This window comes from Vibrio sp. RM-41-2B, from assembly GCF_024744415.1.
In the GTDB taxonomy this organism is placed as follows: Bacteria; Pseudomonadota; Gammaproteobacteria; order Enterobacterales; family Vibrionaceae; genus Vibrio; species Vibrio diabolicus.
This window is the reverse complement of record NZ_JAMQWD010000006.1, coordinates 248,394-272,327: the sequence shown is the minus strand read 5'-3', so window position 1 is coordinate 272,327 and position 23,934 is coordinate 248,394. Positions and strand designations below refer to the sequence as shown.

Here is a 23,934-nt window from a genome sequence, read left to right as displayed (position 1 = left end):
GCACAACAACAGATAGAATCAGAGCTTATCGTGCTCGGGCGCGCCAATTACTTTTTCAGCAATTGGCTGACGTCTTTCGCTTCCCAGTGAGGGAAGTGTTTACGCACAAGTGCATTCAGCTCAACTTCAAACGCAGAGATGCCCGTCAAATCGCGCTCAACAACCGCGAGGCTTTCTTTGACCATGCCTGCACCGACCGTCACGTTCGTCAGACGATCGATAATGATGAAGCCGCCGGTATCAGCACAATCTTGGTAATTGTCCAGCGCAACTGATTCATTGAGAGACCATTCACACAAGCCAATACCATTCAATGGCAGCTCTGCCGCACTATGATTTGATAGGTTGTTGATATCATATTGGTGACGAATCGCTTCAACATGGCCCACAGTTTTCTTACCCGCGATTTTGATGTCGTAGTCACGGCCCGGTTGCAGAGGTTGCTCTGTCATCCATACCACATCGGCAAGCAAGTGGTTTGTGGTTTCCACTTGAGCATTGTCTAGGACAATCAAATCGCCACGGCTAATATCGATCTCATCGCTTAGCGTCAGAGTGACCGCCAACCCAGCACGAGCTTCCTCAATATCACCATCAAACGTAACAATGCGTGCCACGGTTGACGTTTTCCCCGATGGCAATGCTTTGATGGCATCACCGACTTTGATCGAACCTGAAGAAATCGTCCCCGCAAAACCACGGAAATCGAGGTTAGGACGGTTAACGTATTGCACAGGGAAGCGGAACTCACCCGCACCTTTTTCTTGATCCACATCGACCGTTTCAAGAAGTTCAAGCAATGACGGGCCTTTAAACCAGCTTAGGTTTTGCCCTTTATCCACCACATTGTCACCTTCAAGCGCCGAAATCGGGATGATTTGAATATCAATATCCCCGGTCAGGTTCTCAGAAAACTTAAGATACTCATCGCGGATTTCTTCAAAGCGCTCTTGCGAGTAATCCACTAAATCCATCTTGTTGATCGCCACAACAAAGTGTTTCAAACCCAGTAGGTTGGAAATAAAAGAGTGACGACGAGTTTGATCAAGAATGCCTTTACGTGCGTCGACTAAGATCACCGCTAAGTCACACGTCGATGCGCCTGTCGCCATATTGCGCGTGTACTGCTCGTGCCCAGGAGTATCAGCGATAATGAACTTACGTTTCTGCGTCGAGAAATAGCGGTAAGCTACATCAATTGTGATCCCCTGCTCGCGCTCAGCTTGTAAGCCATCGACCAACAACGCAAGGTCAGGCTTTTCACCCGTGGTGCCCACACGTTGGCTGTCTGAGTGCACTGCCGCTAGCTGATCTTCATAAATTTGTTTTGAGTCATGGAGTAAGCGACCGATTAGTGTACTTTTACCGTCATCCACCGAGCCACAAGTCAAGAATCTAAGTAACGACTTGTACTGGTGTTGTGTTAAATAGCCTTCGATACCAAGCTCGGCTAATTGAGCTTCAACTGCACTGTTCATTATCTTTCCTTAGATCCTTTAGAAGTAACCTTGACGTTTCTTAAGCTCCATCGATCCTGACTGATCGTGGTCGATCGCTCGGCCTTGGCGCTCACTCGACGTTGCCACCAGCATCTCTTCGATAATGCCGGTCAAAGTGTTTGCTTCAGACTCGATAGCCCCAGTCAATGGATAACAACCAAGAGTACGGAAGCGCACACTCTTCTCTTCAATCACTTCACCCGGTTGAAGCTCCATACGATCATCATCAACCATGATCAGCATGCCATCGCGTTCAACAACTGGGCGTTTGTCCGCGAGGTAAAGCGGCACGATCTCGATGTTTTCTAAATAGATGTATTGCCAGATATCAAGTTCAGTCCAGTTAGACAGTGGGAATACACGAATGCTCTCACCCTTATTAACCTGGCCGTTGTACGTCTTCCATAGCTCAGGACGTTGGTTTTTAGGGTCCCAGGTATGGTTCTTGTCACGGAACGAATACACTCGTTCTTTTGCGCGTGATTTTTCTTCATCACGACGAGCGCCACCAAAAGCAGCATCGAAGCCATATTTGTTTAGCGCCTGCTTAAGACCTTGCGTTTTCATGATGTCCGTATGCTTTGACGAGCCATGAACAAACGGACTGCAGCCCATGGCTAGACCTTCTGGGTTCTTATGTACCAAAAGCTCAAAGCCGTATTTGGCAGCGGTGCGATCGCGAAACTCAATCATCTCGCGGAATTTCCAGTCGGTATCGACATGCAAAAGTGGGAATGGAATTTTGCCCGGGTAAAACGCTTTACGCGCTAGGTGCAGCATCACTGATGAGTCTTTACCAATCGAATACATCATGACTGGGTTATCAAACTCAGCCGCAACTTCGCGGATAATATGGATACTCTCCGCTTCGAGTTGTTTAAGGTGAGTTAAACGTTGTTGGTCCATGTTTTGTATTTCCTTTTTAAGCTTGAAGGCGCATTACGTCTCTAATCTTTGGTCTGAAATTATATGGAGTTGGCAATAGCACTTTTGTTGAATTCAGTACTAGACAAAAACCAGTCTAACTTTTGAGACAGTCGCACTACCTCTCCGACAACAATCAAAGATGGCGATTGAGCTTCCTTCGATAAATCAGAGAGTTGGGAGAGCTCTCCCGTAAATACTTTTTGTTGAATCTGCGTGCCACGCTCAATAATGGCAATCGGAGTCGACGCTGAACGACCATGCTTAATGAGTTGATTCTGAATATAGTGTGATTTCATCAGCCCCATGTAGATCACTAAAGTCTGATTCCCACGCGCCAACGTGGACCAATCCATCTCATCGCTTTCTTCTTTCAAGTGGCCAGTCACAAAGATGGCCGATTGCGCGTAATCGCGATGAGTCAGTGGAATCCCAGCATAGGCCGTTGCGCCAGCTGCCGCGGTAATGCCAGGGACGACCTGAAAACGGACGCCTGCATCAGCAAGCACTTCCAGCTCTTCACCGCCACGACCGAATACAAATGGATCACCACCTTTAATGCGCACGACTTTGTAGCCCTGTTTGGCAAAGTCCACCAATAGCTGGTTCGTCTTCTCCTGCGGCACACTGTGATGCCCAGCTCGCTTCCCAACGCACACTAAAACCGTATCGCTAGGGATCAAGGCCATGATTTCTTCAGACACCAAGTAGTCGTACAAAACCACATCGGCTTGCTGCAAACAGTTCAGTGCTTTCACTGTCAAAAGTTCAGGATCACCCGGCCCCGCCCCCACTAAGGCGACTTCACTAGGCTGTAGCGATTGCTTTGCAAAACGAGTAACACCAGCTACTGGGTTATCAGAAACTAACCGGGGCTTTGGTTTAGGAAAAGAAGTGACTGAATCGTTCGTTGCCATGTGCTTGCTCATCGTCCATTGATATCGTTATGCAAGCATTATGGCGGGGCGTTTATATTACCTGAAATTCTAAAATTTCATTTTTTATTCAAAAATCTGCTAAGAAGTTTTTGTTTGGTCTCATTCAAAAGCGTGAAAAAGTCGGCGGTTAATATGAATAAGGTTCAGTAAACTGATTTCTGCTCACAGTTTTCTGTATCTTTATCATTAAGTTGCACCAGCGTTTGATACATTACGCGGTACGATTCCCCCTTCCCATTGAATTGGAGCACCAAATGAAAGTGGCAGTTCACCCTATTTCCCTCGCAGTGTTAAGTGGCATGCTAACGCTTGCGGGCCCTGCGATGGCCGATACCATCAAGCTTCGTATCATCGAAACCACCGACATTCACACCAACGTGATGGATTACAATTACTACAAAGACCAACCATCACAGCAAATTGGTTTAAGTCGCGCTGCGACCATAGTGAAACAGGCTAAGTCCGAGGCAGAAAACACGGTATTAGTAGATAACGGCGATTTAATTCAGGGCAGCCCAATGGGCGATTACATGGCGGCGAAAGGGATTAACGCTGGCGATGTCCACCCAGTCTACAAGGCGATGAACCAACTAGACTACGATGTGGGCAACATTGGCAATCATGAGTTCAACTATGGCTTAGATTTTCTACAAAAGACGTTGGCGGGCGCTAACTTCCCTTACATCAACGCAAACGTATTTGATAAAAAAACCGGTGAGCATTACTTCAAGCCTTACCTGATCAAAACCCACACCTTTAAAGACACAAACGGCGAAGCGCATCAAATAAAAGTGGGTTATATCGGCTTTGTACCACCACAAATAATGGTGTGGGACAAGAAGAACTTAGAAGGCAAAGTCTTTGCTAAAGACATTAAGGAAACAGCAGAAAAACTGATTCCTCAAATGAAGAAAGAAGGTGCAGACGTTATCATCGCCATTCCTCATTCAGGCATCTCCACTGACCCATACAAGCTTGGCGCAGAAAACTCTGTCTATTACTTAACGCAAGTTGATGGGATTGATGCCATTGCTTTTGGCCACTCTCACGCCGTCTTCCCTGGGAAAGACTTCGCAAACCTACCTGGTGTTGATACTGAGAAAGGGACCATCAATGGTGTGACGTCAGTGATGCCTGGTCGCTGGGGAAGTCATGTAGGTGTGATGGATTTGATGCTGAAAGAGGAAGACGGCAGATGGCAAGTTGTTGAAGGCCAAGCAGAAGCACGCCCTATCTTCGATAAAGTAAATAAGAAGTCATTAGCTAAAGCCGATGAAGGTATTGTGAAAGCGTTAGAAGAGGATCACAAAGGTACTCGTGAATTTGTAAACCAACCAATCGGCAAAGCAAATGATGTCATGTACAGCTTCTTGGCATTAGTGCAGGACGACCCAACCATTCAGATCGTTAACCTTGCTCAGAAAGATTACGTGGAACGCTTTATTCAAGGCGACCCAGATCTCGCTGACATTCCAGTATTGAGTGCCGCAGCACCATTTAAAGTCGGGGGGCGTAAGAACGATCCGAATAACTTTACAGAAGTCGAATCCGGTCAGCTCATCTTCCGTAATGCTGCCGATCTTTACTTATATCCCAACACCTTGGTCGCAATGAAAGTGAAAGGTAAAGAGGTTCGCGAATGGCTAGAGTGCAGCTCGGGTCAATTCAACCACATCAACATCAACAATCCTGAACCGCAATCTTTGATTGATTGGGATAATTTCCGTACGTACAACTTCGATGTCATTGATGGGGTGAACTACCAGATCGATATCACCCAACCGCCCAAATACGATGCGAGCTGCAAAGTGATTAATCCAGATTCTCAGCGTATTGTGAATCTGACATTCAATGGTAAGCCAGTTGATCCAAAACAAGACTTCATCATCGCAACTAATAACTACCGTGCTTATAGCAATACCTTCCCTGGTACGGGCCCAGACTTTATTGCGTTTGACGCACCAGATGAAAACCGCTCTGTCGTCGCCGCTTATATTTCTCGCGTGAGTGAAGAAAAAGGTGAAGTGACACCAAGCGCTGACAACAACTGGTCTTTCGCACCGATTAAATCCGATAAAAAGCTAGATATTCGCTTCGAAACGTCTCCTAGCGATAAAGCGGCGCAATTCATTAAAGATAAAGGTCAATACCCAATGAAACGTGTCGCGACTGACGACATTGGTTTCGCGATTTACCAAATCGATCTGAATAAGTAAGGCTGATTTGACAACAACGCTAAGCGGCTCTCATGAGCCGCTTTTTTGTTATAAATAAAACCCGTTAGAATAAAGAAAACCGTTTCTGAGTTATCACATGCACAGCGATCTTTTTTCAGACTTAGTCAATCATGGCTTCTTAGACACAGAAGCAAACCAACTTATCGAAAATGGTGAGTTACTCGAACTGCCTACGCGCCACATTCTTAACCACCAAGGAGAGTTTAGCTCGCACCTTTACTTCATTATTGAAGGCTTATGCCATGCAAGCTATCTCACTGAGCAGGGCAAAGAGTTCAGTAAAGAATTTTATTGGGAAAAAGACTGGGTTATCGGCTTTGAGAGCATAATTAAGAACCAACCTTCGCCTTACTTATTGGAAACGCTGAGCGCTTGTCAGCTATTTTGCTTACCAATTGAAACGTTGCATCAATGGCGAGCAGAAAAACACGCCATTTACTTAAAGCTACTCGAAAACCAACTGGTTAATAAAGAGAACAAAGAACGCTTTATGCTGCTCTACTCGCCAGAGGAACGATACCAATTATTTTGCGCCCACTACCCAGACTTAAAGCTACGTATTACCGATAGCCAAATAGCTGCTTATCTTGGGATCACGCCTATCAGTTTGAGCCGAATTAAAGCGCGCTTAACTAAAGATCACACATCCAAGTAAACTCGAAAAAGAAAAGGCTCTTCAAACGAAGAGCCTTTCTATGCTATTTAAGCTATTTAAGAAGCCGCGCCCGGAACTGACGCCCTTTCATCTTGCCATTACTAATGGTTTGTAGAGCCTTTTTGGCAGCTGACTTCTCGACCGCAACGTAGGCGCGCATCGGGAAAAGGTGAATCTTGCCAACTTGAGAGCCTGGGATACCATTTTTTCCCGTCAGACACCCTAAGATATCACCCGGTCGTACTTTCTGTTTCTTACCACCATCAATGTTAATCGTCACCATCTTCGCTTGGTATGGCTGCTGATTTGATTTGGCAGGCAATGTTGCTGGTACCACGTCCATATCCAGGTATTCTTCAATACGAGCTACACGCAAACCGTCTTTCTCTCCAAAGAAGCTGAACGCCAAACCTTTACTACCCGCACGGCCTGTACGACCGATACGGTGGACATGAACCTCAGGATCGCGCGATAGCTCAAAGTTAAAGACTGCATCAAGGTTATCTACGTCCAAACCACGCGCCGCGACGTCTGTTGCGACAAGGATAGAAACACTCTTGTTAGCAAACTGCACCAATGCTTGATCGCGTTCACGCTGTTCTAAGTCCCCATGGATATCGATAACGCTGAACCCTTTGCGGTGCAACTCATCTGCGACACTTTGCACTTCTTTTTTGGTATTGCAAAAAACCACAGCGGACTCTGGTTGGTGAGTCAGTAGCAAGTTCGCTAACGCTTCATCACGCGCTTCCGAACCTTCAACTTTATAGAAATGCTGAGCAATGCTTGAGGTATCGTGCGTCGATTCCACCTTAATGACTTCAGGCGTCTGCATAATACGCTGCGCAATTTGCTCAATTTTCTCCGGGAAAGTAGCACTGAAAAGTAGAGTTTGACGCTGCTTTGGCGCTGCATCAATAATCGCATCTAATGCGTCTTGGAAACCCATGTCCAACATGCGATCAGCTTCATCCAACACCAAGGTATTCAGCTCGCTAAGGTTAATGCGGCCTTTCTCAAGGTGATCCAAAATACGGCCAGGTGTGCCGACTAGGATATGCGCTCCATGCTCCAGCGAACCAATTTGTGGCCCCATTGGCATCCCACCGCAGAGAGTAAGCACTTTAATATTATGAATGCCACGACCTAAAGTACGAATTTCCTTCGCGACTTGATCCGCAAGCTCACGAGTTGGACACAATACTAATGACTGGACACGAAAGCGTTTGACGTTAAGGTTCGATAAAACACCCAAACCAAATGCAGCGGTTTTACCTGAGCCCGTTTTACCCTGCCCGATGACATCACGATGTTTTAGGATTGCAGGCAAACTCAAAGCTTGAATTGGCGTCATGTGGGTGTAGTTCAGGGAATCAAGTGTGGCGAGTAACGCTGGGTTTAGCCCGACTTGATCAAAAGTTTGTTTGCTCACGGGAATATCCTCAGGTGAGATGAAAAGAGGGCACATTATCACCAGATTTGGTGGGAAAACCAGTGATAATTAACCTTTGTTAATGAGTATGAGTACAAAACAAAGTAAAGTCAGTCACTCTACTCTCATGACGGATGACAACATGCTCACTTGGATTACTTTGCCCTTTGCTCAACTGACAACCACACAATTGTATACAATGATGAAATTACGTGTGGATGTATTCGTCGTTGAACAAACCTGCCCTTATCCTGAACTGGATGGCAAAGACACACTGGAAGGTGTTTATCATCTAATAGGTTACCACGGTGATGAACTTGTTGCTTGCGCACGATTGCTACCCGCTGGCACTACGTATGACAATGTGAGCATTGGTCGAGTCGTCACCAAACAAACTGCGCGTGGTGATGGTCTGGGACATAAGTTGCTGGAAGAGGCATTAACACAGTGTGAAATATTGTGGCCAGGACAGACGATTGATATAGGAGCTCAAGAGCATCTCATCCAGTTTTATGCGAGTCATGGATTCAAAGTTATTTCTGATAGCTACCTAGAGGATGGTATTCCTCATGTGGATATGCGAAAAGAAGCCGTAGCGATATAACGCGTTCATTGCTAGGTTAACTAATTTATAGATAAACTAAAAAGACGCGATACCTTCGCGTCTTTAGTTCATTTGAAGCATCTACTTGTTGCGCCCAAAGGTCCCATCCGATAAGCGGAAAAACATGACGGACCGGCCGCTTTTTTCTAGTTGCAGCATATCCAACTCGCCTTCATCGCTAAGCTTAAAGCGAATCAATTGTCCTTGTTTAATTTGGCTCAGCGGCTTATCACTGCCTTCGATTTTTACTAGAGCGCTAAGATCCGCCATCGAGAGCTGATTACTTCTGAAAACCTGCGCTAACGTGTCGCCATTTTTAACCGTGTACTCTTTCCAGTCTTCGGATTTCGGCCCAGAATTCTGAGAGGTTCTTTGCTGGCTTAAACTCTGTGCGTTCAGCTGAATCGCTACGCGCTGATGATCGACCTCAGCTTGCTCAACTGATTGTTCTGTTTTATTCGGCAAAGGAATAACAAGGAGTACCAGAATCAATGGTACTAAAACCATCAAAGCTCGTTGATGGAATTTCGGTAGGCGCAGCCAAAACTGCTTAACAGGCTGTATTCGCTCCAACCACTGCTCTTTGTTGAACGGCTGCTTCCAGTCGATAGCAGCGAATTTTTGTTTAACCAATTCGACATAGTCGACTTGCTGCTTTTTCTTTCTGCGACGATTCATTTTAATGAGTCCCTTAATACTTCTACTGCCAGTATAAAAATACCGACGCGGAGAGTATATGTTTTTCACTAAACTAAAATGGAATTTGGATTAAATTAGCAGAAATTTCACTTGGAGTAAGAGATAAGTCACACCCTGGCCGCCTCAATTAAGCATTCAGTCGCAATCATTTAAACCTAAGCTCGAAACTGATATCCTGTTGCCTTTATCACTCCTAACAAGAGCGACATTCATGTCTGAAATTAAATTTGAAACTGCAGAACAAAAAGCAAGCTACGGCATTGGTCTGCAAATGGGTCAGCAACTTGCAGGTTCTGGTCTTGAAGGTCTTAGCGTTGATGCTATCGCAGCGGGTATTGCAACAGCACTAACTGGTGACATGCCATCAATCGAAATTGATGAAATCAACAAAGCACTACAAGAACTTCACACTCGTGCAGAAACCGCTCGCCAAGAAGCAGCGAAAATTGCAGCAGCAGAAGGCGAAGCGTTCCTAAAAGACAACGCACTACGCCCTGAAGTTAACGTTCTAGACTCTGGCCTTCAGTACGAAATCATTTCTGAAGGTACTGGTGCAGTTCCAACAGCAGAAAGCTCAGTTCGCGTTCACTACCACGGTGAGCTAACTGACGGTACTGTATTCGATAGCTCTGTATCTCGCGGTCAACCAGCTGAATTCCCTGTTACAGGCGTAATCAAAGGCTGGGTAGAAGCACTACAACTAATGCCTGTTGGTTCTAAGTGGAAACTATACGTACCACAAGACCTTGCGTACGGTGAGCGTGGCGCTGGTGCAGCTATCCCTCCATTCGCAGCACTAGTTTTCGAAGTAGAACTACTAGATATTCTTTAATTGAAACCATTTTCAATTATGATTTAATAAAACGGCGCATTAGCGCCGTTTTTTTGTCTAAACTGAATAGACTTTCTCACCTCTAAACCTTTCATTCTGATAGCCTTTAAAACAATAAAATCACGTTAAAAACGCTCAACCTTCGGAGGTACTATGCGTAAAACACTCCTGACTCTGGCACTATTATCAATGAACATTGGTAGTGCACACGCATTCTTAGATTCCGTCACGCAAAAAAGTAAAGAAAGTGGCCTAATGGATATGGTAGGTAGTAGCCTGAACACTGAATCATCTCCATTAACAGACATGCTAACTAGCCAATTACCTGTATCTACAGAACAAGCGGCTGGAGGTAGTGGCGCACTACTCGCTTTGGCTCAAAGCCAGCTTTCACAAGAAAATAGCAGTGAATTACAGTCTTTGATTCCTGGGCTTTCAAACTTGCAAGGAGCACAAAGCTTACTGGGGAATATTGAGAATATCAGTGCAGTAAAAAGTGCATTCGATACGTTGGGTTTAGATCCCTCTATGATCAGTCAGTTTGCTCCAGTAATCTTGGATTACTTGAACAAGCAAGGCGCTAGCGAGGGACTTCTAAGTTCGTTAGGCGGGTTGTGGAATACTAGTAAATAAGCGCAAGTGATAATCACTTTTTAAATTGCCAGTCTGCATGGAGTAAAATAAATGCAGGCTGGATATAAAGATTTACTGAATCGCAGATACAAAAAAGCCGAGCTAACGCTCGGCTTTCTCGTTCTTACGAACTGATTACTCAGCAGCTTCTTCAGCAGCTGGGCGATCTACAAGCTCAATGTAAGCCATTGGAGCTTTATCACCAGCACGGAAGCCAGCTTTTAGGATACGAGTGTAACCGCCCTGACGAGCAGCAAAACGTGGACCTAGTTCGTTAAATAGTTTTGCAACTACTTCGTTGTCACGAGTACGTGCAAATGCTAGACGACGGTTAGCAACACTGTCAGTCTTAGCTAGTGTAATCAAAGGCTCAACTACGCGACGTAGCTCTTTTGCTTTTGGCAAAGTAGTCTTGATAACTTCATGACGTACTAGAGAGCTAGCCATGTTGCTGAACATCGCTTTGCGATGTGAGCTGTTGCGGTTGAGTTGACGACCACTCTTACGATGGCGCATGACCTAATCCTTCTAACTAGTATCGATTAATCTTCAGCGATTGATGCAGGTGGCCAGTTTTCTAGGCGCATGCCCAGAGACAGACCACGTGACGCAAGTACGTCTTTAATCTCAGTAAGAGACTTTTTACCAAGGTTAGGCGTTTTAAGTAGCTCAACCTCAGTACGTTGTACTAGATCACCGATGTAGTGAATCGCTTCTGCTTTCAGACAGTTAGCAGAGCGAACTGTTAGTTCAAGATCGTCTACAGGACGCAGTAGGATCGGATCGAATTCTGGCTTTTCTTCTTTCTCCTCAGGAACTCGTACATCACGAAGATCTACGAATGCATCCAATTGTTCAGCTAGGATTGTAGCTGCACGACGGATTGCTTCCTCAGGTTCTAGAGTACCGTTTGTTTCCATATCGATAACAAGCTTGTCTAGATCAGTGCGCTGTTCTACACGAGCTGCTTCTACAGCGTAGGCAATTTTGTCTACTGGGCTGTAAGTAGCATCTACTAGTAGGCGACCGATTGGACGCTCGTCTTCTTCGTTATGGATACGCGCAGAAGCTGGAACATAACCACGACCACGTTCTACTTTAATACGCATTGCGATTTCAGCGTTGTCATCCGTTAGGTGACAAATAACGTGTTCAGGGTTAGCGATCTCTACATCACCATCATGGGTGATGTCACCTGCAACCACAGGGCCCGAGCCTGATTTGTTCAAAGTAATGAACACTTCATCTTTGCCTTCAGCAACACGCACTGCCAAACCTTTAAGGTTTAGAAGGATTTCAAGAATATCTTCTTGTACACCTTCTTTAGTGCTGTACTCGTGAAGTACGCCTTCGATTTCTACTTCTGTCACTGCACAACCAGGCATAGAAGATAGAAGAATGCGGCGAAGTGCATTACCCAGAGTATGACCAAAGCCACGCTCTAATGGCTCAAGAGTTACTTTTGCGTGAGTCGAGCTGATTTGTTCGATGTCAACTAGACGTGGCTTAAGAAATTCTGTTACAGAACCCTGCATTGTGTCCTCTCTTTAGTTTAAACCTTACTTAGAGTAAAGCTCGACGATCAATTGTTCGTTGATGTCAGCTGATAGATCAGAACGCTCAGGCATACGCTTGAATGTACCTTCCATCTTGCCACCATCTACTTCAATCCAAGTTGGTTTTTCACGTTGTTCAGCAACTTCTAGAGCCGCTTTAATACGAGCTTGCTGTTTAGCTTTCTCGCGAATAGAAACAACGTCATTAGCCGCTACTTTGAAAGAAGGAACGTTTACAACTTTACCGTTTACTAGGATAGCTTTGTGGCTAACTAGCTGACGTGCTTCTGCGCGAGTTGCACCAAAGCCCATGCGGTAAACTACGTTATCAAGACGACCTTCAAGAAGCTGAAGTAGGTTTTCACCAGTGTTGCCTTTTAGGCGAGCAGCTTCTTTGTAGTAGTTACGGAATTGTTTTTCTAGAACGCCGTACATACGACGTACTTTTTGCTTCTCACGAAGCTGAACGCCATACTCAGATAGACGACCGCGACGAGCGCCGTGTACACCTGGTGCGTTATCAATTTTACACTTGGTATCGATCGCGCGAACACCAGACTTAAGGAATAAGTCAGTGCCTTCACGACGGCTAAGCTTCAGCTTAGGACCCAAATATCTTGCCATGATTCTTCTCCAATTGTCCTAGAAACGTTATACGCGACGTTTCTTAGGTGGACGACAACCGTTATGAGGGATTGGTGTAGCATCAACGATGTTTGTGATGCGGAAACCAGCGGCGTTTAGTGCACGAACAGTAGATTCGCGACCTGGACCAGGACCCTTAACCATAACTTCCAAGTTCTTTAGGCCGTATTCTTTAGCCATTTCAGCACAACGCTCAGCAGCAACCTGTGCAGCGAACGGAGTAGACTTACGAGAACCACGGAAACCAGAACCACCTGCAGTAGCCCATGCAAGAGCGTTACCTTGACGGTCAGTAATGGTTACGATTGTGTTATTGAAAGAAGCATGGATGTGCGCAACGCCATCTGCAACTTGCTTGCGTACGCGCTTACGAGCGCGAGTTGGTTGTTTAGCCATTGTACTCTACCTTCCCGATTATTTCTTGATCGGCTTACGCGGACCCTTACGGGTGCGAGCGTTGGTTTTAGTACGCTGTCCACGTAGTGGTAGACTGCGACGATGACGAAGACCACGGTAACAGCCAAGGTCCATAAGACGCTTGATGTTCATAGATACTTCACGACGTAGATCACCTTCTACAGTGTACTTAGCTACACCATCACGCAGTTGATCGATCTGCTCTTCAGTTAGTTCACTGATCTTAACATTTTCAGCAATACCCACTTCAGCTAGGATAGCTTGAGAGCGAGTTTTACCGATGCCGTAGATCGCTGTTAGAGCGATTACTGCATGTTTCTGATCAGGAATGTTAATGCCTGCTATACGGGCCATTATTCACTCCTAAGTGTTTCTATAAAAGAATTAGCCGCAGCAAAGCCCGTTATGGATACGCTGCGGAATACTACTTCTTTTGCACGCAAAAGGTAGGCCGAGGAATATACTCGACCCAACCTTCATTTTCAAGTAAAAATTTCTGCTAATTAGCCTTGGCGCTGTTTGTGCTTTGGCTCACTGCAAATCACGCGAACGACACCGTTACGCTTGATTACTTTACAGTTACGGCAGATTTTTTTAACGGAAGCACGAACTTTCATTGCTAAACTCCGTAAATGAAACTGAGTCTACCGCCGGATTAACGGCCGTAGCCTTTCAGATTCGCTTTCTTCAACACAGAATCATACTGTTGAGACATCAGATGAGTCTGTACCTGTGCCATAAAGTCCATAATTACAACAACTACGATTAGTAGCGATGTACCGCCGAAGTAGAAACGTACGTTCCACGCGACCATCATGAACTCGGGAATCAGACAGATAAAGGTAATGTACAGTGCACCAGCAAGGGTTAAACGTGTCATTACTTTATCAATGTACTTCGCTGTCTGCTCACCTGGGCGGATACCGGGTACGAATGCACCAGACTTCTTCAAGTTATCTGCTGTTTCACGCGGGTTGAAAACCAACGCCGTGTAGAAAAAACAGAAGAAGATAATTGCTGCTGCATAAAGCATTACATACAACGGTTGACCTGGGCTAAGAGCCAAAGACACGTCAGTTAACCAACCGAACGCGCTGCTCTCGCCGTTTTGACCAAACCACTGAGCCAATGTTCCTGGGAACAAGATAATGCTTGATGCAAAAATCGCTGGAATTACACCTGCCATGTTAATTTTAAGAGGCAGATGCGAGCTTTGCGCAGCAAATACTTTACGACCTTGTTGACGCTTCGCGTAGTTAACGACGATTCGGCGTTGACCACGTTCCATGAAAACAACGAAGTAAATGACTGCAAAAGCTAATACCGCGATTAGCAACAGAAGAAGTACATGCAATTCACCTTGACGCGCTTGCTCGATTGTTTGACCGATTGCAGAAGGCAATCCAGCAACAATACCTGCAAAAATCAGTATCGAAATACCGTTACCAATTCCTCGCTCTGTAATTTGTTCACCTAACCACATTAAGAACATGGTACCGGTTACTAAACTTACGGTCGCAATTAGCGTAAACATGGTTTGGTTGATAACAACCAGATTGTCGACCATGTTTGGTAGGCCAGTTGCAATACCTATAGCTTGGAAGGTTGCAAGTACAAGCGTGCCGTAGCGTGTGTATTGGCTGATCTTACGACGGCCTGCTTCACCCTCTTTTTTGAGTTCAGCTAACGCTGGATGAACTACAGTTAGCAATTGGACAACAATAGATGCCGAAATATACGGCATGATGCCCAATGCTAATATAGATGCACGCTCAAGAGCACCACCGGAGAACATGTTAAACATTTCAACGATGGTACCTTTTTGCTGTTCGAACAAATCGGCAAGTACAGCAGCGTCAATACCAGGAATCGGCACAAAGGAGCCGGCTCGGAATACTAAAAGTGCACCAATTACGAATAACAAGCGCGACTTTAGTTCACTTAAGCCGCTCTGAGCACTACGAAAATCTTGTCCTGGTTTCTTAGCCATCTGTACCTCGTTCCTCGAGATTATTCCTCGATTTTACCGCCTGCAGCTTCGATTGCAGCTTTAGCGCCTTTAGTCACACGTAGACCTTTCACAGTCACTGCTTTGTTGATTTCACCAGAAAGAACAACTTTTACAAATTCGATGTTCTTAGTGATGATGTTAGCAGCTTTAAGACTGTTTAGATCAACTACGTCACCAGAAACTTTCGCTAGCTCAGCTAGACGAACTTCAGCAGACACTAGGCTCTTACGAGAAGTGAAACCGAATTTTGGTAGACGTTGTTTCAGAGGCATCTGACCGCCTTCGAAACCTGGACGAACACTGCCGCCAGAACGTGATTTTTGACCTTTGTGACCACGGCCACCAGTTTTACCTAGGCCTGAACCGATACCACGACCTACTCGCTTCGCAGAAGTTTTCGCGCCAGCAGCCGGTGCTAGAGTATTCAAACGCATTCTGATTACTCCTCAACTTTAACCATGTAGTAAACCTTGTTGATCATACCGCGAATACACGGAGTATCTTCAAGTTCTACTGTGTGGTTGATTTTACGAAGACCTAGACCGCGCAAAGTAGCTTTGTGCTTTGGCAGACGACCAATTGAGCTTTTAGTTTGAGTTACTTTAATAGTTGCCATGGTGTTCTTACTCCGAAATAGATTCAACAGTTAGACCACGTTTAGCAGCAACCATTTCTGGTGACTTCATGCTACCTAGTGCATCGATCGTTGCACGAACGATGTTGATAGGGTTCGTAGAACCGTACGCTTTAGATAGTACGTTGTGTACACCAGCAACTTCTAGTACTGCACGCATCGCACCACCTGCGATAACACCAGTACCTTCTGCAGCAGGCTGCATGTAAACTTTAGAGCCCGAATGGCGACCTTTCACTGGGTGGTGAAGAGTGCCTTCGTTTAGAGCGATCGTAGTCATGTTACGACGCGCTTTTTCCATTGCTTTTTGAATCGCTGCAGGTACTTCACGAGCTTTGCCGTAACCGAAACCTACACGACCATTACCGTCACCAACTACTGTTAGTGCAGTGAAGCTCATGATTCGACCGCCTTTAACCGTCTTAGATACGCGGTTAACTGCGATTAGCTTTTCTTGCAAATCATTCGCTTGAACTTGTTGTTCTTTAGCCATCTTCCAACCCTACCTTAGAATTTCAGACCAGCTTCGCGAGCAGATTCTGCTAGCGCCGCTACTCGACCGTGGTATTGGAAACCAGAACGATCAAATGCAACTGCAGTTACGCCCTTCTCAAGAGCGCGCTCAGCAATAGCTTTACCCACTGCTTTAGCTGCATCAACGTTACCAGTGTATTTCACTTGCTCACGGATCGCTTTTTCTACAGTAGAAGCTGCTGCGATAACCTCAGAGCCGTTAGCCGCGATAACCTGTGCGTACACGTGACGAGGAGTACGGTGTACAACTAGGCGAGTCGCACCCAGTTCTGCAATCTTACGACGTGCACGTGTAGCACGACGGATGCGAGATGCTTTCTTATCCATAGTGTTACCTTACTTCTTCTTAGCTTCTTTAGTACGCACATTTTCATCTGCGTAACGAACACCTTTGCCTTTGTATGGCTCAGGCTCACGGTAAGAACGAATGTCAGCCGCAACTTGACCAACTAGTTGCTTGTCAGCACCAGTGATCACGATTTCAGTTTGGCTTGGACATTCAGCTTTAATACCCGCTGGCAACTCGTGCTCAACTGGGTGTGAGAAGCCTAGTGTTAGACCTACAGCGTTGCCTTTGATAGCAGCACGGTAACCTACACCTTTAAGAGTTAGCTTCTTAGTAAAGCCTTCAGTAACACCAACAACCATGTTGTTAACTAGAGCGCGAGCAGTACCTGCTTGAGCCCATGCGTTAGCAACACCTTCTTTAGGACCGAAAGTCAGGTTATTTTCTTCCTGAGCGATTACAACTGCATCGTTAAGAACGCGAGTTAGTTCGCCTTTCGCACCTTTTACAGTGATTTCTTGGCCGTTTAGTTTCACCTCTACGCCAGCTGGAATAGCGACAGGTGCTTTTGCAACACGAGACATAGTCTACTCCTTATTAAGCTACGTAAGCGATGATTTCACCACCAAGACCTGCTTTACGTGCAGCGCGGTCTGACATAAGACCCTTGGAAGTTGAAACGATAGCAATACCAAGACCACCCATTACAGAAGGAAGTTCATCTTTCTTCTTGTAAACACGTAGACCTGGACGAGAAACACGTTTAAGTTGCTCGATTACTGGTTTAGCTTGGAAGTACTTAAGTGTAACTTCTAGCTCAGGTTTTGCTTCGCCTTCAACAGCGAAGTCAACGATGTAACCTTCAGCTTTTAGTAGTGCAGCAATTGCAACTTTAAGCTTTGAAGAAGGCATTTTTACAGCAACTTTGTTTGCTGCCTGACCGTTACGAACGCGGGTCAGCATATCCGAAATCGGATCTTGCATGCTCATATGATTTACTCCAAATGATTAAGTGGCAATTACCAGCTAGCCTTACGAAGACCCGGAATCTCGCCTTTCATGCAAGCTTCACGAACCTTAATACGGCTTAGACCGAACTTACGTAGGTAACCGTGTGGACGACCAGTTTGGTTGCAACGGTTGCGCTGACGTGATGCACTTGAATCACGTGGAAGAGATTGCAGTGTAAGAACCGCGTTCCAACGATCTTCTTCAGATGCGTTTACATCGCTGATGATAGCTTTTAGCGCTGCACGCTTTTCAGCGAACTTAGCTACTAGCTGTGCACGTTTAGCTTCACGTGCTTTCATTGATTGTTTAGCCATAACAGTAACCCTTCACCTTACTTACGGAATGGGAAGTTAAAGGCAGCCAGCAGAGCACGGCCTTCCTCATCAGTACCAGCAGACGTCGTAATAGTGATGTCTAAACCGCGTACACGATCAACTTTATCAAAGTCGATTTCCGGGAAGATGATTTGCTCGCGAACGCCCATGCTGTAGTTACCGCGACCGTCAAAAGACTTAGCGCTAACACCACGGAAGTCACGTACACGTGGAAGAGCGATGTTAATTAAACGCTCAAGAAAATCCCACATACGTTCGCCACGCAAGGTTACTTTACAACCGATAGGGTAGCCTTCACGGATTTTGAAACCTGCAACAGATTTGCGCGCTTTTGTGATAAGTGGCTTTTGACCAGAGATCGTTGCCATATCAGACGCTGCATTTTCTAGCAGTTTCTTATCGTTGATTGCTTCACCAACACCCATGTTTAGGGTGATTTTCTCGATTCTAGGGACTTGCATGACGCTTGTGTAACCGAACTGTTTGGTCAGTTCAGCGACTACAGACGACTTGTAGTAATCATGCAGTTTCGCCATAGTAGAACTCCAAATTACTTCTATTAGTTAGAAACGGTTTCGCCGTTAGACTTGAAGAAACGAACTTTTTTGCCGTCTTCAAAACGGAAACCGATACGGTCAGCTTTACCAGTAGCTGCGTTGAAAATCGCCACGTTAGAAACGTCGATTGCTGCTTCTTGCTCTACGATACCGCCTTGGATACCCATAGCTGGAACAGGTTTCTGATGTTTCTTAACTAGGTTGATACCTTCAACGATAACTTTACCAGTTGCTAGAACCTTAGTTACTTTACCTTTCTTGCCTTTGTCTTTACCAGCAAGAACGATTACTTCGTCATTACGACGGATTTTAGCTGCCATTTCTACGTGCTCCTTACAGAACTTCTGGAGCCAGTGAAACGATCTTCATGAACTTATCGCCACGAAGTTCGCGTGTCACAGGACCAAAGATACGTGTACCGATTGGTTGCTCAGTATTGTCGTTTAGCAATACGCAAGCATTTCGGTCGAAGCGAATGACAGAACCGTCAGGACGACGTACGCCTTTACGGGTGCGCACTACCACCGCCTTCAGAACATCACCTTTTTTAACTTTACCGCGAGGGATTGCTTCCTTCACAGTAACTTTGATGACGTCACCGATATGTGCATAACGGCGGTGAGAGCCACCCAGAACCTTAATACACATTACGCTGCGTGCGCCTGAGTTATCAGCTGCGTCCAGCATACTTTGCATTTGGATCATGTTAGTGCTCCGCTAAATATTAATAACTAGACCCATCACGGGTCGGGCTGCCTCTTTAAAAGGGACGCGAATTGTACCACCCTTTTTTGTGATTGGGTAGTCAAAAAATAAACGGCTCCAAAAATATTTTGGAGCCGCTTTAGTTTCATAGAATTAACGAGATTAAATCTTCGCCTTTTCTAGAACTTTTACCAAAGTCCAAGACTTAGTCTTAGACAGTGGACGACACTCTGCGATTTCAACTGTGTCGCCTAGGCCACACTCGTTGTTCTCGTCATGTGCGTGTACTTTAGTCGTACGTTTTACGTATTTACCGTAGATTGGGTGTTTTACGAAACGTTCGATAGCAACAGTGATAGACTTGTCCATCTTATCGCTAACAACACGACCTTGTTGAGTACGTTTTACTTCGCTCATTATGCGCCTGCCTTCTCAGTCAAAACAGTTTTCACACGTGCGATATCACGGCGTACAGCTTTCAGAGTATGAGTTTGCTGTAGTTGACCAGTCGCAGCTTGCATGCGCAAGTTGAACTGTTCACGTAGCAAATTCATTAGCTCAGCGTTAAGCTCTTCAACGCTTTTCTCGCGTAGATCTTGTGCTTTCATCACATCACCTGCTTAGTTACAAATGTAGTTTTGAAAGGCAGTTTACGTGCCGCAAGACGGAACGCTTCACGTGCCAATTCTTCAGGTACACCACCCATTTCGTACATAACCTTACCAGGTTGGATTTGGGCTACCCAGTACTCAACGTTACCTTTACCCTTACCTTGACGAACTTCAAGTGGTTTTTCTGTGATTGGTTTGTCTGGGAACACACGGATCCAGATTTTACCTTGACGCTTAACGTGACGTGTCATTGCACGACGTGCCGCTTCGATTTGACGAGCAGTTAGACGACCACGGCCAACAGCTTTAAGACCGAATTCGCCGAAGCTTACATCAGTACCTTTAGCTAGACCACGGTTACGACCAGTCTGAACCTTACGGAACTTAGTACGTTTAGGTTGTAGCATCTGTCGACTCCTTACTTACGGCCTTTACGCTGCTTCTTAGGCTTGTCGCCTTTAGGCTCTACAGCGTTAGCTGCTGGCATACCACCTAGGATTTCACCTTTGAAGATCCAAGTTTTAATGCCGATCACACCGTATTGAGTGTGAGCCGAAGAAGTTGCGTAATCAATGTCAGCACGAAGAGTGTGTAGAGGCACACGGCCTTCACGGTACCACTCTGAACGTGCGATTTCAGCGCCGCCTAGACGACCGCTTACTTCCACTTTGATACCTTTAGCGCCTAGGCGCATTGCGTTTTGTACTGCGCGCTTCATAGCACGACGGAACATAACACGACGCTCTAGCTGAGACGCGATGCTGTCACCAACAAGTTGCGCATCTAGTTCAGGCTTACGTACTTCAGCGATGTTAATTTGCGCTGGTACACCTGCAATTTTAGCTACAGCTGCGCGTAGCTTCTCAACGTCTTCACCTTTCTTACCGATAACAACGCCTGGACGAGCAGTGTGAATAGTCACACGGATGCTCTTAGCAGGACGCTCGATAACGATACGTGATAGAGACGCTTTTTTCAGTTCACTTGTAAGGAACTGACGTACCTTGAAGTCGCCGTCTAGGTTGTCAGCGAAATCTTTGGTGTTAGCAAACCATGTAGCATTCCAAGGCTTAACGATGCCTAGACGAATACCATTTGGATGTACTTTTTGACCCATTGCTTACTCTCCTAGTCTCTAGCGATCTGCTACAACAACAGTGATGTGGCTTGAACGCTTCAAGATACGATCCGCACGACCTTTAGCACGAGGCATAATACGCTTCATGGTTGGGCCTTCATCTACAAAGATTTTTGCGACATTCAGATCGTCAATATCTGCACCTTCGTTGTGCTCCGCGTTAGCGATAGCAGACTCTAGAACTTTCTTAACTAGTGCAGCAGCTTTTTTGTTGCTGAACGTTAGGATTTCTAGAGCTTGGTCAACAGATTTACCACGGATTAGATCCGCAACTAAGCGAGCTTTCTGAGGCGAAATGCGAGCAAAGTTATGTTTAGCAATTGCTTCCATTATTTACTCCTTAGCGCTTCTTAGCTTTCTTATCCGCAGCGTGACCGCGGTAAGTACGTGTTGGTGCGAATTCACCCAGTTTGTGACCGATCATTTCATCAGTTACAAATACTGGTACGTGCTGACGACCATTATGGACAGCGATGGTCAAACCGATCATCGTAGGGATGATCATTGAACGACGGGACCAAGTCTTAATAGGCTTTTTGTCTCCGCTTTCCACCGCTTTCTCTACCTTCTTCAGCAAGTGTAGGTCAATAAAAGGACCTTTCTTGAGAGAACGTGGCATGGCGATTCCTCTTTATATAGATTACTTGTTACGACGACGTACGATGTACTTGTCAGTGCGTTTGTTCTTACGAGTCTTGAAGCCTTTAGTAGGCATACCCCAAGGAGATACTGGGTGACGACCGCCAGATGTACGACCTTCACCACCACCGTGTGGGTGGTCAATCGGGTTCATTACAACACCACGAACCGTTGGACGGATACCGCGATGACGTGATGCACCTGCTTTACCAAGTTCACGTAGCATGTGCTCAGAGTTACCAACTTCACCGATTGTTGCACGGCCTTCAGAAAGAACTTTGCGCATCTCGCCAGAACGTAGACGGATAGTTACGTACGCACCGTCGCGAGCAACGATTTGAGCGTAAGCACCAGCCGAACGAGCTAGCTGACCACCTTTACCAGGCTTAAGTTCAACGTTATGTACTGTTGAACCTACTGGGATATTACGCATTGGTAGAGTGTTACCAGCTTTGATTGGTGCATCAACACCAGACTGAATAACATCACCAGCTACAACACCTTTAGGTGCTAGGATGTAGCGACGCTCACCGTCTTTGTAAAGAACTAGAGCAATGTTTGCGCTACGGTTTGGATCGTATTCAAGACGCTCAACTGTCGCTGGAATACCATCTTTAGTACGTTTGAAGTCAACTACACGGTAGTGGTGCTTGTGACCACCGCCGATGTGACGTACTGTGATACGACCCTTGTTGTTACGACCACCGTTCTTAGAGTTTTTCTCTAGAAGAGGTGCGTATGGCTTGCCCTTGTGTAGGTCAGCGTTAACAACTTTAACAACGTGACGACGACCAGGGGAAGTCGGCTTACATTTAACAATAGCCATTTTTAACTACTCCTGTTATTCCGCGCCGCCAACGAAGTCAAGATCTTGACCTTCTTTCAAAGTAACGTACGCTTTCTTAACGTCGCTGCGGCGACCTTGGCGTAGACCTTGACGTTTGGTCTTACCCTTAGTGATAAGAGTATTTACAGACTTAACTTCAACTTCAAATAGCTTTTCTACAGCTGCTTTGATCTCTTTTTTAGTCGCATCTTTAGCTACTTTGAAAACGATAGTGTTCGCTTTCTCAGCTGCCATAGTTGCTTTTTCAGAGATGTGCGGTGCACGTAGAACTTTTAGGATACGCTCTTCAGTGATCATGCTAGCATTTCCTCTACTTGCTTAACTGCTTCTGCAGTCATTACAACTTTGTCAAACGCGATTAGAGATACTGGATCGATACCAGCAACATCACGTGCGTCAACTTTGTATAGGTTACGAGCAGCTAGGAATAGATTCTCATCTACTTCGCTAGTCACGATTAGAGCGTCAGTTAGCTCAAGCTCTTTAAGCTTAGCAACTAGCTCTTTAGTCTTTGGTGCTTCAACTGAGAAGTTATCAACAACGATTAGACGCTCTTGACGAACAAGCTCAGAAAGAATGCTCTTCATAGCACCACGGTACATTTTTTTGTTTACTTTTTGGCTGTGATCTTGTGGTTTCGCAGCAAAAGTAACACCACCTGTACGCCAGATTGGGCTACGGATTGTACCAGCACGCGCACGGCCAGTACCTTTTTGACGCCATGGCTTAGCGCCACCGCCAGAAACTTCTGAACGTGTTTTTTGAGCACGAGTACCTTGACGAGCACCTGCTGCGTACGCAACAACTACTTGGTGTACAAGAGCTTCGTTAAACTCACGTCCGAAAGTAGTTTCGGAAACAGTTAGTGCATCGGCACCTTTAACCATTAGTTCCATTACTTACTCCTGAGACGTTATGCTTTAACAGCTGGTTTAACGATCACGTTGCCGCCAGTTGCGCCTGGGACTGCACCTTTAATAAGAAGCAGGTTGCGCTCAGCGTCAACACGTACGATCTCTAGGTTTTGAGTCGTTACACGCTCAGCACCCATGTGACCTGCCATTTTCTTGCCTTTAAATACGCGACCTGGAGTCTGACATTGACCGATAGAACCAGGAGCACGGTGAGACAATGAGTTACCGTGAGTCATATCTTGAGTACGGAAGTTCCAACGCTTAACAGCGCCTTGGAAACCTTTACCCTTAGATGTACCAGTAACGTCTACTTTCTTAGTTTCGTTGAATAGTTCAACAGTTAGTTCTGAACCAACTTCGAACTCTTCGCCGTTTTCTAAACGGAATTCCCAAAGACCGCGACCAGCTTCAACGCCAGCTTTAGCAAAGTGACCTGCTTCAGCTTTGTTTACGCGGTTAGCTTTCTTAGAACCAGCTGTAACCTGGATTGCTGCGTAGCCGTCAGTTTCAAGAGTTTTCACTTGAGAAACACGGTTAGCTTCAACCTCAACAACAGTTACTGGGATAGAAACGCCTTCTTCAGTAAATACGCGGGTCATGCCCACTTTACGACCGATTAGACCAATCATACTTCTAATCTC

At 45.7% G+C, this 23,934-nt stretch carries 37 protein-coding genes; 5 read left to right on the top strand and 32 right to left on the bottom strand.

Translation table 11 applies throughout. From position 1 onward, the window contains the following. Window positions 1-47: 47 nt before the first annotated feature. From cysN to cobA, 3 genes are read right to left on the bottom strand one after another with little or no spacing between them, the layout of a single operon-like run. Window positions 48-1,478 carry a sulfate adenylyltransferase subunit CysN gene (cysN, locus tag NB463_RS06410; RefSeq protein ID WP_047009026.1) on the bottom strand — a complete coding sequence of 477 codons (1,431 nt, stop codon included), beginning with the start codon at window positions 1,476-1,478 and terminating at the stop codon, window positions 48-50. 18 nt (window positions 1,479-1,496) lie between these two features. Then, window positions 1,497-2,405: a sulfate adenylyltransferase subunit CysD gene (cysD, locus tag NB463_RS06405; RefSeq protein ID WP_005379592.1), complete on the bottom strand. Its 909-nt coding sequence runs from the start codon at window positions 2,403-2,405 to the stop codon at window positions 1,497-1,499. 59 nt (window positions 2,406-2,464) lie between these two features. After that, window positions 2,465-3,340, bottom strand: a complete 876-nt coding sequence (gene cobA / locus NB463_RS06400) for a uroporphyrinogen-III C-methyltransferase (RefSeq protein ID WP_258432520.1) — start codon at window positions 3,338-3,340, stop codon at window positions 2,465-2,467. 275 nt (window positions 3,341-3,615) lie between these two features. Here cobA and cpdB point away from each other — a divergent pair, with 275 nt between their 5' ends. Together cpdB and NB463_RS06390 are read left to right on the top strand one after the other, a co-directional pair. Continuing rightward, the gene (cpdB, locus tag NB463_RS06395) at window positions 3,616-5,577 is read left to right on the top strand and encodes a 2',3'-cyclic-nucleotide 2'-phosphodiesterase (protein ID WP_258432521.1); all 1,962 of its coding nucleotides are present in this window, start codon (window positions 3,616-3,618) and stop codon (window positions 5,575-5,577) included. A gap of 97 nt (window positions 5,578-5,674) precedes the next feature. Beyond that, window positions 5,675-6,253 (top strand): Crp/Fnr family transcriptional regulator, encoded by a 579-nt coding sequence (locus tag NB463_RS06390; protein WP_012841168.1) that lies wholly within the window; start codon window positions 5,675-5,677, stop codon window positions 6,251-6,253. Between the two features lie 52 nt (window positions 6,254-6,305). Here the strand turns inward: NB463_RS06390 and dbpA are convergent, their stop codons facing one another. Further along, window positions 6,306-7,685, bottom strand: a complete 1,380-nt coding sequence (gene dbpA, locus NB463_RS06385; RefSeq protein ID WP_047009023.1) for an ATP-dependent RNA helicase DbpA — start codon at window positions 7,683-7,685, stop codon at window positions 6,306-6,308. A 142-nt stretch (window positions 7,686-7,827) separates the two neighbouring features. On the opposite strand from dbpA, the gene NB463_RS06380 reads away from it, so the two are divergent. Further along, window positions 7,828-8,289, top strand: a complete 462-nt coding sequence (locus NB463_RS06380) for a GNAT family N-acetyltransferase (RefSeq protein WP_048626712.1) — start codon at window positions 7,828-7,830, stop codon at window positions 8,287-8,289. A gap of 81 nt (window positions 8,290-8,370) precedes the next feature. Here the strand turns inward: NB463_RS06380 and NB463_RS06375 are convergent, their stop codons facing one another. Next, window positions 8,371-8,967, bottom strand: a complete 597-nt coding sequence (locus NB463_RS06375) for a LysM-like peptidoglycan-binding domain-containing protein (protein WP_046874056.1) — start codon at window positions 8,965-8,967, stop codon at window positions 8,371-8,373. Between the two features lie 232 nt (window positions 8,968-9,199). On the opposite strand from NB463_RS06375, the gene NB463_RS06370 reads away from it, so the two are divergent. Both NB463_RS06370 and NB463_RS06365 read left to right on the top strand, forming a co-directional pair. Beyond that, complete coding sequence (locus NB463_RS06370) at window positions 9,200-9,820, top strand: FKBP-type peptidyl-prolyl cis-trans isomerase (protein ID WP_005392370.1); 621 nt, start codon at window positions 9,200-9,202, stop codon at window positions 9,818-9,820. A 153-nt stretch (window positions 9,821-9,973) separates the two neighbouring features. Next, window positions 9,974-10,453: a DUF2780 domain-containing protein gene (locus NB463_RS06365; protein WP_012841172.1), complete on the top strand. Its 480-nt coding sequence runs from the start codon at window positions 9,974-9,976 to the stop codon at window positions 10,451-10,453. Window positions 10,454-10,588: 135 nt separating this feature from the next. Here NB463_RS06365 and rplQ read toward each other — a convergent pair whose 3' ends face one another. From rplQ to rplC, 27 genes are all read right to left on the bottom strand, one after another. Then, window positions 10,589-10,969, bottom strand: coding sequence for a 50S ribosomal protein L17 (gene rplQ, locus NB463_RS06360; RefSeq protein ID WP_005383141.1), 381 nt, complete (start codon window positions 10,967-10,969; stop codon window positions 10,589-10,591). Between the two features lie 26 nt (window positions 10,970-10,995). Further along, complete coding sequence (locus NB463_RS06355; protein WP_005383143.1) at window positions 10,996-11,988, bottom strand: DNA-directed RNA polymerase subunit alpha; 993 nt, start codon at window positions 11,986-11,988, stop codon at window positions 10,996-10,998. A 24-nt stretch (window positions 11,989-12,012) separates the two neighbouring features. Beyond that, window positions 12,013-12,633 (bottom strand): 30S ribosomal protein S4, encoded by a 621-nt coding sequence (gene rpsD, locus NB463_RS06350; RefSeq protein ID WP_005383146.1) that lies wholly within the window; start codon window positions 12,631-12,633, stop codon window positions 12,013-12,015. Window positions 12,634-12,660: 27 nt separating this feature from the next. Continuing rightward, window positions 12,661-13,050, bottom strand: a complete 390-nt coding sequence (rpsK, locus tag NB463_RS06345) for a 30S ribosomal protein S11 (protein ID WP_001118870.1) — start codon at window positions 13,048-13,050, stop codon at window positions 12,661-12,663. An 18-nt stretch (window positions 13,051-13,068) separates the two neighbouring features. Further along, window positions 13,069-13,425: a 30S ribosomal protein S13 gene (gene rpsM / locus NB463_RS06340; protein WP_005383154.1), complete on the bottom strand. Its 357-nt coding sequence runs from the start codon at window positions 13,423-13,425 to the stop codon at window positions 13,069-13,071. A gap of 149 nt (window positions 13,426-13,574) precedes the next feature. Next, the gene (gene rpmJ / locus NB463_RS06335; protein WP_000868186.1) at window positions 13,575-13,688 is read right to left on the bottom strand and encodes a 50S ribosomal protein L36; all 114 of its coding nucleotides are present in this window, start codon (window positions 13,686-13,688) and stop codon (window positions 13,575-13,577) included. A 38-nt stretch (window positions 13,689-13,726) separates the two neighbouring features. Next, on the bottom strand, window positions 13,727-15,061 hold the full coding sequence (gene secY, locus NB463_RS06330; RefSeq protein WP_005379562.1) for a preprotein translocase subunit SecY: 1,335 nt from the start codon (window positions 15,059-15,061) through the stop codon (window positions 13,727-13,729). Between the two features lie 20 nt (window positions 15,062-15,081). Beyond that, on the bottom strand, window positions 15,082-15,516 hold the full coding sequence (rplO, locus tag NB463_RS06325) for a 50S ribosomal protein L15 (RefSeq protein ID WP_005383155.1): 435 nt from the start codon (window positions 15,514-15,516) through the stop codon (window positions 15,082-15,084). A 5-nt stretch (window positions 15,517-15,521) separates the two neighbouring features. After that, entirely contained in the window at window positions 15,522-15,698 is a 177-nt protein-coding gene (gene rpmD, locus NB463_RS06320) for a 50S ribosomal protein L30 (RefSeq protein WP_005379565.1), read from the bottom strand. 7 nt (window positions 15,699-15,705) lie between these two features. Next, the gene (rpsE, locus tag NB463_RS06315) at window positions 15,706-16,209 is read right to left on the bottom strand and encodes a 30S ribosomal protein S5 (RefSeq protein WP_004745894.1); all 504 of its coding nucleotides are present in this window, start codon (window positions 16,207-16,209) and stop codon (window positions 15,706-15,708) included. A gap of 14 nt (window positions 16,210-16,223) precedes the next feature. Beyond that, window positions 16,224-16,577, bottom strand: a complete 354-nt coding sequence (gene rplR / locus NB463_RS06310; RefSeq protein ID WP_005379568.1) for a 50S ribosomal protein L18 — start codon at window positions 16,575-16,577, stop codon at window positions 16,224-16,226. Window positions 16,578-16,586: 9 nt separating this feature from the next. Continuing rightward, the gene (rplF, locus tag NB463_RS06305; RefSeq protein ID WP_005392377.1) at window positions 16,587-17,120 is read right to left on the bottom strand and encodes a 50S ribosomal protein L6; all 534 of its coding nucleotides are present in this window, start codon (window positions 17,118-17,120) and stop codon (window positions 16,587-16,589) included. A 13-nt stretch (window positions 17,121-17,133) separates the two neighbouring features. Beyond that, window positions 17,134-17,526, bottom strand: coding sequence for a 30S ribosomal protein S8 (gene rpsH / locus NB463_RS06300; protein WP_005379572.1), 393 nt, complete (start codon window positions 17,524-17,526; stop codon window positions 17,134-17,136). A 29-nt stretch (window positions 17,527-17,555) separates the two neighbouring features. Then, window positions 17,556-17,861: a 30S ribosomal protein S14 gene (gene rpsN / locus NB463_RS06295; RefSeq protein WP_012841173.1), complete on the bottom strand. Its 306-nt coding sequence runs from the start codon at window positions 17,859-17,861 to the stop codon at window positions 17,556-17,558. Between the two features lie 17 nt (window positions 17,862-17,878). Further along, window positions 17,879-18,418 (bottom strand): 50S ribosomal protein L5, encoded by a 540-nt coding sequence (gene rplE / locus NB463_RS06290; RefSeq protein ID WP_005379573.1) that lies wholly within the window; start codon window positions 18,416-18,418, stop codon window positions 17,879-17,881. A gap of 23 nt (window positions 18,419-18,441) precedes the next feature. Continuing rightward, window positions 18,442-18,759 (bottom strand): 50S ribosomal protein L24, encoded by a 318-nt coding sequence (gene rplX, locus NB463_RS06285; RefSeq protein ID WP_005379574.1) that lies wholly within the window; start codon window positions 18,757-18,759, stop codon window positions 18,442-18,444. 13 nt (window positions 18,760-18,772) lie between these two features. Continuing rightward, the gene (rplN, locus tag NB463_RS06280; RefSeq protein ID WP_004410450.1) at window positions 18,773-19,144 is read right to left on the bottom strand and encodes a 50S ribosomal protein L14; all 372 of its coding nucleotides are present in this window, start codon (window positions 19,142-19,144) and stop codon (window positions 18,773-18,775) included. Window positions 19,145-19,306: 162 nt separating this feature from the next. Beyond that, window positions 19,307-19,561 carry a 30S ribosomal protein S17 gene (rpsQ, locus tag NB463_RS06275; protein ID WP_005379575.1) on the bottom strand — a complete coding sequence of 85 codons (255 nt, stop codon included), beginning with the start codon at window positions 19,559-19,561 and terminating at the stop codon, window positions 19,307-19,309. Next, window positions 19,561-19,752, bottom strand: a complete 192-nt coding sequence (rpmC, locus tag NB463_RS06270; protein ID WP_005379576.1) for a 50S ribosomal protein L29 — start codon at window positions 19,750-19,752, stop codon at window positions 19,561-19,563. The genes rpsQ and rpmC overlap by 1 nt, the downstream gene beginning before the upstream one ends. Continuing rightward, the gene (gene rplP, locus NB463_RS06265) at window positions 19,752-20,162 is read right to left on the bottom strand and encodes a 50S ribosomal protein L16 (protein WP_005379577.1); all 411 of its coding nucleotides are present in this window, start codon (window positions 20,160-20,162) and stop codon (window positions 19,752-19,754) included. The genes rpmC and rplP overlap by 1 nt, the downstream gene beginning before the upstream one ends. A gap of 11 nt (window positions 20,163-20,173) precedes the next feature. Next, the gene (gene rpsC, locus NB463_RS06260; protein WP_005383161.1) at window positions 20,174-20,872 is read right to left on the bottom strand and encodes a 30S ribosomal protein S3; all 699 of its coding nucleotides are present in this window, start codon (window positions 20,870-20,872) and stop codon (window positions 20,174-20,176) included. Between the two features lie 18 nt (window positions 20,873-20,890). After that, the gene (rplV, locus tag NB463_RS06255; protein WP_005383164.1) at window positions 20,891-21,223 is read right to left on the bottom strand and encodes a 50S ribosomal protein L22; all 333 of its coding nucleotides are present in this window, start codon (window positions 21,221-21,223) and stop codon (window positions 20,891-20,893) included. A gap of 10 nt (window positions 21,224-21,233) precedes the next feature. Beyond that, window positions 21,234-21,512, bottom strand: coding sequence for a 30S ribosomal protein S19 (gene rpsS / locus NB463_RS06250; protein ID WP_004394525.1), 279 nt, complete (start codon window positions 21,510-21,512; stop codon window positions 21,234-21,236). Between the two features lie 21 nt (window positions 21,513-21,533). Then, window positions 21,534-22,358, bottom strand: a complete 825-nt coding sequence (rplB, locus tag NB463_RS06245; RefSeq protein ID WP_005383168.1) for a 50S ribosomal protein L2 — start codon at window positions 22,356-22,358, stop codon at window positions 21,534-21,536. A 15-nt stretch (window positions 22,359-22,373) separates the two neighbouring features. Beyond that, window positions 22,374-22,676, bottom strand: a complete 303-nt coding sequence (gene rplW, locus NB463_RS06240; RefSeq protein WP_004398471.1) for a 50S ribosomal protein L23 — start codon at window positions 22,674-22,676, stop codon at window positions 22,374-22,376. Beyond that, on the bottom strand, window positions 22,673-23,275 hold the full coding sequence (gene rplD, locus NB463_RS06235) for a 50S ribosomal protein L4 (protein ID WP_005379556.1): 603 nt from the start codon (window positions 23,273-23,275) through the stop codon (window positions 22,673-22,675). The genes rplW and rplD overlap by 4 nt, the downstream gene beginning before the upstream one ends. A gap of 17 nt (window positions 23,276-23,292) precedes the next feature. Next, entirely contained in the window at window positions 23,293-23,922 is a 630-nt protein-coding gene (rplC, locus tag NB463_RS06230; RefSeq protein ID WP_005379555.1) for a 50S ribosomal protein L3, read from the bottom strand. Between the last annotated feature and the right edge of the window lie 12 nt (window positions 23,923-23,934).